This is a genomic window from Actinocrinis sp. (assembly GCF_035605935.1).
Lineage (GTDB): Bacteria > Actinomycetota > Actinomycetes > Streptomycetales > Catenulisporaceae > Actinocrinis.
In genome coordinates this window covers 1-6,751 of the sequence record NZ_DATNGK010000074.1, presented here as the reverse complement: position 1 = coordinate 6,751, position 6,751 = coordinate 1, and the positions used below count along the sequence as shown (strand labels likewise).

Genomic DNA, 6,751 nt, shown 5'->3' with positions numbered 1-6,751 from the left:
GTCAGAAGCGTTGCGGACGCGGTGGAGCGAAGACCGGCGCGAGACGGACCGTCTCGACTAACGCGTGTTTTGGAACTATGCGCTGCGGCTTCGACGACGCGGTCAGATGCGGTACGGCAGCTGGTCTTCCGCCTCGATCTCGATCAGTCGGTTGTAGTTCGCCACGCGCTCGCCACGCGTCGGCGCGCCGGCCCTCAGCTGTCCGCAGCCTGCGCCCACCGCCAGGTCCGCGACGAAGGCGTCGCTGGTCGCCCCCCGGTGCGCGAGAACCTGCGCGTATCCGGCCGCACGGCAAGCGCGCATCGCGTTGAGGATCTCGGTCACCGTGCCGAACTCGGCGACCTTGATCAGCGCGGCGTTGGCCACGCTGCGGCTTTCCGCCGCGATCAGTTCCGGGTCGGTGGCGAACACGTCTCCGCCCACGAGCTGCACCCGGTCGCCGAGCCGGCGGGTCAGTTCGGCCCAGCCGTCCCAGTCATCCTGGGCCAACGCGTCCTCGATGCTGCACAGCGGGAAGTCGGCGATCATCTCCTCGTATCGCGCGACCATGTCCGCGCTGCTGAGCCACTCCCCGGCCATCCGGTAGCCGCCGTCGTGCCGGAATCCGGAGGCGGCGACACGCAATGCCAGCGCCACCCCGTCGGCTCCGAGCGCGTAACCCGCGTCCGCGATCGTCTCGGCGATGAGTTCAAGCACCCGCTCCGGCCATTCGATCGCGGGAGTGAACCCGCCGTCCTCGCCGACCTCGCTGCCCAACGCGGACCCGATCAGCTGCGCGCGCAACCTGGCGCGCAACCGCGCCGCGGCACGCACCGCGTCGCGCATGCTGGGCGCCCCTATCGGCACGATCATGAACTCCTCGAAGTCCAGCGCGGTCGCCGCCCGGCTACCCCCGTTGACCACAGTGAACTGCGGCACCGGCAACCGCTGCTCGGTCCCCGGAAGCGCGAGGAGCTGCCACAACGGCACCTCCTGCCGTGCGGCCAACGCGCGCGCCGCCGCGATCGACACCCCGCGCAACGCGTCCGGCCCCGGGCGCGGTTCGATCCCGGAATCGGCGAGCTTGCCGAGCGCGCCGTCGAGGTCTGCCAGCCCGTCGAACGCGGCGTCGCCGAGTTCGAGCACCGCGGCGTCGAGAATCCCGGCCAGTTCGGCGGGAGGGTTCGCGCCGAAAGGCACGCAAGCCGATCCGGTGGCGCCGCCGGCCAGCGTCATCCGCACCTCGAGTGCGGGAAGTCCGTCTGAATCGATGATCTCCACTGCGTGCACGTCTTTGACGCGCACCGACTTAGTGGGTACTGCCATGTTCTCCCCCTATTTGGTGCTATTGCCCAAGTCGTCACGATAGCCAGCACCCGCCGATAGGGGAATGGCCCGAAGGGGCCGGATTATCAACGGCGGCAATTCCAGCGGGTGTGGCGCCTGGCGCTGCTCAGAGCTGTTGCCGAGGCGAAACAAAGTCGCAACCTGCTACCCCCTAGCCAAGTCTCTTGTTATATACCGCGTCGCCGCGCGGCAGAACACTGTTGATCATTGACTTGCCTTGATCACCGAGTACGGGTTGATCACCGAGTTCGAACTCTGCCGACGCGGGAGGACCGAGTGAGTCGTTCGCCAGAAAATGATCACGGCGCAGCGGCAGGGTGCGATGCTGCTGTGATGGACCGACGTGGATTCGTACGCGCTGCCTCAGCATTGGCGGCTGGGGGCGTAGTGGGTGGCGCGGCCGCGGCTTGCGGCGGCAGTTCGGGCGCTACTCATGGCAATTCCAGCGCCGCGCCCGCGACCGGGGCCAGAAGTTCCGGATCGACCGCGAGCGCGAGTACTGCCGCGTCGCCGCGTGCTGCCGCCTCAGCCGCAGACTGGTCCGCACTCGGCCGGGGGCTGGCCGGCCACCTGGTCCGTCCGGGTGATTCTGACTATGGCACCGCGCGGCTGCTGTTCGATCCCCGCTTCGACGGGCTGCGGCCAGCCGGGATCGCGTTCTGCGAGAACCCGGCTGATGTGGCCGAGTGCCTGGCATTCGTACGCCGCTTCGCCGTGGCGGTCACGCCGCGTTCGGGCGGCCATAGCTATGCCGGTTACTCAAGCGGCCAGGGCTTGGTCATCGACGTCACACGGATGAATACGGTCACGCAGGTCGGCTCTGGTACCGCACGCATTGGTGCGGGAACGCGCCTCGTCGATCTTTATGCGGGCCTCGACGCACACGGCGTAACCGTTCCGGGCGGCTCGTGCCCAACCGTCGGCGTCGCAGGGCTCACGCTCGGCGGCGGCATCGGCGTGGTCACGCGGGCGTATGGCACGATGAGCGACAACTTGCGCTCGGTACAGATGGTCACGCCGGACGGGACGGTCCGGGAGTGCGACGCCAACCAGAACGCTGACCTGTTCTGGGCCTGCCGCGGTGGCGGCGGCGGCAATTTCGGGGTGGTGACCGCATTCACGTTCACCACGCACCCGACGCAGCAGATGGTGCTGTTCTTCCTCAACTGGCCCTGGTCACAGGCATCGAAGGTCATCACCGCTTGGCAGGCCTGGGCCCCGAACGCCCCGGATGAGCTGTGGTCGAACCTGCACGCGCTCAGCAGCGCTCCAGGCTCGGGCGATACGCCGACGATCCAAGTCGGCGGGACGTATCTGGGTTCGCTCAGCGGCGCGCAAGAGCAGATCAGCCGGCTTGTCGATCAAGTCGGTTCGGCGCCGCACGGCTCGCCGTTCGTCAGTTCCCACGCGCACGCGATGATGATCGAGGCCGGTTGCGCGCAGCTGAGCACGGCGCAGTGCCATCTGCCCTGGCAGAGCTCGGCCGGCACCTTGTCGCGGGAGTCCGAGTTCGCGAAGTCGCACATTTTCACCCGGCCGCTTTCCCCGTCCGCGATTTCGGCGATCATCGCGGCGGTCGAGCAGCGGCAAAGCTATGGCGGCGGCGGTCAGGGCGGCGTGGCCTTCGACGCGCTCGGCGGAGCGGTGAACCGGGTCGCGGCAGACGCCACGGCTTTTGTGCACCGCGACGCACTGTTCGTCGGGCAGTTCACCACGACTTGGGCCGACGGTGCGACGACGACGCAGACCAGCGCGCAGCAGAACTGGCTGCGCGGCTTCCATCACACGATGACGCCCTACGCGAGCGGCCAGGCGTATCAGAACTACCTCGATCCGGAGCTGACCGACTGGCAGCAGGCTTACTACGGCGCGAACTACGCGCGGCTGGTCCAGGTCCGGGAGAAATACGACCCCGGGCATATTTTCAACCTGCCGCAAGGCATCGGCGGCGCGTAATCAGGGCCGCATGATCACCGCCAGGCACCTGGCACGCTCAGCTTTCCTCCACTCTGCCCTTCCAATTACCGCCGTTGCCGCGATGGTGCCGCCGCGCCGAGTCGAAGGTCATCGCGCCGTACAGCATCATCACCGCAGGCAGTAAGGGTGCGCGCCAGCTGCGTAAGCGGTAGAGGCGCAGCGTCGGCAGGTAGCTCAGGGAGAGCAGTCCCCACGCTGCGAGAGCCGCGCCGGCTGTGACAGCAGCAAGGGTGCTTCCTCCGGCGACGGCAATTCCTAGGAACACGAGCCCGACGATCGGCGGCACCGCGTACATGATCAGGAGGCCGAGCAAAGTCCCGGCAAGCAGATACGGCGAATAGCGCAGCTGTGTGTACGCGCTGCGGGCGATCATGTCCCAGAGGTCTGAGAAGCGAGGATAGGGCCTGACGCTGCGCACGTCGGTGGTTAGTCCGAGCCAGGTCCGGCCGCGCCCGGCGCGCCGCTTCAGCAGCGTTCCCAAGGCGACGTCGTCGATCCGCGCGCCCGCGATCTGTTCTAGTCCACCCGCCTCGATCAGCGCGCTGCAACGCACAAGCATGCATCCCCCGGCGGCCGCAGCCGTGCGGCTCCTTGGCCGGTTCACGCGGGGGAACGGGTAAAGCTGCGCGAAGCTGTACACGAACGCAGGCACGATCGCGCGCTCCGCCGCGGTATCAGTGCGCAGGCGAGCCATGAGCGACACCAGATCCAACTCGCGGGTCTCGCCAAAGGCCACCAACCGTCGGACGCTGTCAACCGGGTGCGCGATGTCGGCATCGGTGAAAAGCACATATTCGGGCGGGTTCGACTCGGCTATCCCGGACGCCTCGAAGCCACGCCTCATCGCCGCAACCTTGCCTGCCCAACCTGGCGGCGGACCTTCGCTGCGCACGATTCGCAGCGTGTGACCGGAGTGCGCGGCGGCGATCTTTTCGGCTACCTCGGCAGTGCCATCGCTGCTCGCGTCGTCGACGAGCACGACCGAGAATCTGCCCGGGTAGTCCTGCGCGAGCAGCGTCGGCAGGGTCAGCGGCAACATGTCTGCTTCGTCACGCGCCGGTACGACCGCCGCCACATCCGGCCAATCGCGGTCGCCTGCCTGAACAGCGTCCGGCTCGGCAGGCAGGTACTGGTCGGCAAGCCAGTACCTGCCATGCGCGAGCAGGAGAAACAGCCAAGTGGCCAGCGACAACAAGGCCACGCAGGCGAAGACGAGCACAGTCACGGCCCAAGCCTGGCACGGACCGGGCTGCGGTCGCGCCTAGATTCAGCTGACGTTGAGTGCCGTGTCGTCGACTACGAAGGAGGTCTGCCGAGAACTGTTCTCGGTGCCGGTGAACTTGAGGGTGATGTTCTGTCCGGCATAGCTGGACAGGCTGAAGTTGCGCTGGGTGTAGCCCGTGTTCTGATCGAGGTTGGAGTACGTGGCCAACGTCGCCAATACGGTGCCGGAGCTGCTTAGCACCTGCACGCTCAGCTTGTCGGCGGCCGTACTGGTACTCGTCTCCGCGGTGTCGATGTGCAGATAGAAGCTGAAGCCGTACGTCGAGCAACCGGCCGGCAGGGTTACCGCCTGCGCGAGCGTGTCCGTGTGCGTGCTGCCGTATCCGTCCAACCACGCATCATACGAACCGCCGTGCGGCGGCTCCGACGAGTCGTTGCTCACCACTCCGGACGACGAAGTCCACGGCGCGGCTGATCCGGTTTCGAAGCCCGGGTTGCCCAGCAGTTGCGCCGCCGTGCACCCACCCCCGCCGGAGGATGGGCTGATCGTCCAGGTGAAGGAAGCCGAGCCGGTCGCGCCCGTGCTGTCCATAGCCGAGACGGTCACCGATGAGCTGCCCGCGGCGGTCGGAGTGCCTGAGATCAAGCCGGAGGATGCATTGATCGACAGCCCGGCCGGAAGTCCTGCCGCGCTGTAGGTCAGCGTCTGGCCGGACGCGGAGTCAGCGGCCTGGATCGGTAGGTTGGCCGCAGTGCCGACCGTCCCCGACTGGCTTCCGGGATTGGTGACCGTCACCGTGTTCTGCGTCGAACCGCCGGTGAACGCATCCGTGATCGGCGTCGCGGACGAGCTGGAGCCGGCGTAGCCAAGGTTGTAGAAGTCCTCGATGGTGCGCAGCACGTTGTAGTGGTTGATCGTCTCGCTGTACGCGCCGGACTTTACGTGCGCGCCGACCGCGATCGTCGGGATCTGGTTGTTGCTGCTGTTGTCGTCCTCGTCCCAGGTGACGATCAGATCGCTGTTATGCGTCTTGGCCCACTGCGCGTAGGCGTCGATGTTGTTGCGCAGCCAAGTGTCGCCCTGCGCGACCGTGCCGTCGTGCATGTCGTCGAGCAGGTTCGGCACAACGATCGAGACCGTGGGCAGCGCGGCGAAGTTGGTCGGGAAGGCCGCGAAGGTGCGGTTGGCCGCGCTCGGCACGTTGGTGAAGTTCACCCACGGGTTGTGCTTGCGCGCGTACTCGCCAGAGGTGCAGCCGGTGTAGCCGTCCGACGGCATCGACTCGGAGTAGCCGGTGAAGGTGAGCCCGGCGGCGATCAGCTCGCTGCCGAGGTTCGCCGTGGAGTAGGTGTGCGGGCAGCTGTCCGAGGACAGCCCTTCGGTGCTGCCCGCGAACAACGCGAGGTAGTTGGGTTCGCTCGGGTGGGCGACCGCGAACGACTGGGTGAAGCTCGCGCCTTGCGACGCGAGCGAGTTGATGTAGGGGGCTGACGAGCTTGCGATGATGTCGGAGTAGGAGTGGTTCTCCTCGATCACGACGACGAGGTGATCGGGTTTGGGCAGTGCGGCCGCGGCGTGCGCCGGGGCGCTCGCGGTCAGCGGGGCGACCAGCGCGGCGATCGGGGCGAGGGCCGCGATCGCGGTCCTGAGCCGGGACGTTTGGGTGCGCAGGGGCACGGGATCTCCTCCGGGGCGGTGGGTACGCGTCGGTTTCCGGTGTCCGAAGCGGCGCGGCCGGCTCGCAGCGAGTCAGACCACTCATCTTGTGGATGTGCCGCCTCGGACACGGTGCGACAGGATCGCCCCGGAGGCAACGGCCACACGGGAACGTACATCAGGATTTCTTCAGCCTTATCCTGCTGTTTGCGAAGCCGTGGGACGATTCTCCCGAATCAGCGCGCACAGCGATGCGTGCTCTCTCGCGCGCCCGTTCGATAGTTGTGCACCCCTCAACAGTGCATAACTGCCGATGACGGAGTTATCCACAGGAGATATGCACACTGTGGATCGAACAACTGAGCTAATCCTCGCTGCCCTCAGCCAACACCACGACGCCCGATGCGGCCGTGATAAGTGGGACGGTCTCGCGCGCCGCGGCATCGACGTGAATGCGCGGGTGCGAGGGGAGCGTCGCCTCGTAGAAGGTGTCCGGTCCGTACAGCTGGCCGTAGCGGACGACCACCCCACCGATCTTGAGGGTCTGCTCTTCGTGCTCCTCTAGCA

4 protein-coding genes and 1 pseudogene are annotated in these 6,751 nt (G+C 67.0%); 1 reads left to right on the top strand and 4 read right to left on the bottom strand.

The annotated features are described in order from the left end of the window. Positions 1 to 102: 102 nt before the first annotated feature. Positions 103 to 1,305, bottom strand: coding sequence for a phosphopyruvate hydratase (locus VN779_RS06645; RefSeq protein ID WP_325721206.1), 1,203 nt, complete (start codon positions 1,303 to 1,305; stop codon positions 103 to 105). A gap of 354 nt (positions 1,306 to 1,659) precedes the next feature. On the opposite strand from VN779_RS06645, the gene VN779_RS06640 reads away from it, so the two are divergent. After that, complete coding sequence (locus tag VN779_RS06640) at positions 1,660 to 3,282, top strand: FAD-binding oxidoreductase (protein ID WP_325721204.1); 1,623 nt, start codon at positions 1,660 to 1,662, stop codon at positions 3,280 to 3,282. Positions 3,283 to 3,319: 37 nt separating this feature from the next. On the opposite strand, the gene VN779_RS06635 is transcribed toward VN779_RS06640, so the two are convergent. The 3 genes and pseudogenes from VN779_RS06635 to VN779_RS06625 all read right to left on the bottom strand — a co-directional run. Then, on the bottom strand, positions 3,320 to 4,528 hold the full coding sequence (locus tag VN779_RS06635) for a glycosyltransferase (protein ID WP_325721202.1): 1,209 nt from the start codon (positions 4,526 to 4,528) through the stop codon (positions 3,320 to 3,322). 42 nt (positions 4,529 to 4,570) lie between these two features. Then, on the bottom strand, positions 4,571 to 6,064 hold the full coding sequence (locus VN779_RS06630; RefSeq protein WP_414639598.1) for an alkaline phosphatase family protein: 1,494 nt from the start codon (positions 6,062 to 6,064) through the stop codon (positions 4,571 to 4,573). Between the two features lie 484 nt (positions 6,065 to 6,548). Beyond that, a pseudogene (locus tag VN779_RS06625) lies at positions 6,549 to 6,751 on the bottom strand (epimerase); the annotation flags it as partial.

Coding starts and splice junctions, on each gene's coding strand:
- VN779_RS06645 (WP_325721206.1), bottom strand. CDS start 1,305: ATGGCAGTACCCACTAAGTCGGTGCGCGTCAAAGACGTGCACGCAGTG.
- VN779_RS06640 (WP_325721204.1), top strand. CDS start 1,660: ATGGACCGACGTGGATTCGTACGCGCTGCCTCAGCATTGGCGGCTGGG.